At 40.2% G+C, this 1486-nt stretch carries 2 protein-coding genes; both read right to left on the bottom strand.

What is annotated here, in order from left to right; genetic code table 11:
* Positions 1–135: 135 nt before the first annotated feature.
* Entirely contained in the window at positions 136–900 is a 765-nt protein-coding gene (locus BGI33_RS03335) for an RHS repeat domain-containing protein (RefSeq protein WP_218965125.1), read from the bottom strand.
* Between the two features lie 322 nt (positions 901–1222).
* Positions 1223–1486 (bottom strand): hypothetical protein (locus BGI33_RS13025; protein WP_218965124.1); only part of this gene is annotated, 264 nt, incomplete at its 5' end.

The following is a 1486-nucleotide window of genomic DNA, read 5'->3' as shown; positions in this document are numbered from 1 at the left end:
ACCTTGGCAAACTTGGGTAGAGACAAAAGGACTGGCTAAAGAAAAGCAGCTAGAGAATTTATTTTACTCATCAGACAGTCATTGTGTTAGAACGAATGCCGATGAGTAGGTAGTGTCTGTCAGATTAAGTTTAAGCTAGTACATATTATTTCTCCAAAGTCTACGTTTAAAATCTTTCAGCTCATTAACATTAGTTTCAATAACAATTTTTATTTGTTTAGCCTTTGCGCTGCGTGCAATTGCTAAGCGACTATTGCCATCTCTGACCACTAATTGACCTTTCACATCAACAACTCTTATTGCTGGAAAATCTGTGACTTTTACATTTCCCTTACGGACATCATTTATTACTGATTGTATATTTCGTTTTCCTTCAGGTGTATCAAAAGCACTATTAATAGTTTTCTGAGAGAAATTAACATCCTTAGGATTAACAAGAATCTCATTCGGATCAAGCTTCATTTTTTCTGTTGTTAACCCCCACGGATCGACCCAAGTCAACCCATTAGGCGCATACTGATATAGATTCAATCCGCCAGCTAAACCAATCGGGTCTGGCTGAGTAAATCTACCTATATCCGGATCATAATACCTGAAAGTATTGTAATGTAAGCCGGTTTCCCTGTCTAAATATTGTCCCTGATATCTGAGATTCTGCTCTATGGGTTCATGTTCGATTTCATGAATCCGCTTCCCCCATAACTGAAAGCTACATTCCCAGAGTAATTCGCCGTTTTCGTCGGTCAACTCTTCCGGGCAGCCGTTCAGGTCGGTGTGGAAATACATTACCCTTTCTGGCTCATTACCTCGTTTATCTATACGTGCCAGTGGTTCGTAGCTGTTCTGGTCGGTATAGATATACAGGCTGGTGGGGTGATTCGGGCCGGTTTCCTGAATCATTCTTAACCCGTCCCACAGGAAGCGGGTACGGTTGTAGGGTTGGCCTTCGCGGTCTAACTTCTGTTTTTCGATGCGTCTGCCAAGGGCGTCATAGAGGTAGCGGTATCGTTCGGTTTTGTTGAGCTGTTCAATGCGTACTTCGCTCAGACGGTGTTCGGCATCGTAATGGTAGTGCTGGGTTGCGCCGATGGTCTGTTTGGTTTGGGTTCTGCCGTGTTCGTCGTAGTGATAGTAGGTGCTGTGGCCGATAGGGTCGGTATAGCTCTATAATTAGCTAGCGATATTAAATAATATGGAACATATAACATAATTTTCTATGTGATTATTGTCCTAAGTATGGGATATTTACAATCCCATTCTCCAGATATTTAATCTCCAGGTTTTCCCAATATTTTATTTTTTCCATTGCACGCTCAATATCATCCATATCATCAATACCTAACTCATCATTAAAATTTTCAGAAAGAATTGCACGCAATCTGGCCAATTCTTGAATTAAATGCTTATTATCAATAAATCGTGTTATTTCTTTTTCATAACCAACTCTGTCAATATCTGGGTAAACGTTATCATAATAATATCTTGT

The organism is Snodgrassella alvi, from assembly GCF_002777425.1.
In the GTDB taxonomy this organism is placed as follows: Bacteria; Pseudomonadota; Gammaproteobacteria; order Burkholderiales; family Neisseriaceae; genus Snodgrassella; species Snodgrassella alvi_B.
Note: the sequence above shows the minus strand (reverse complement) of the source record. Positions and strands in the feature narration are given on the sequence as shown.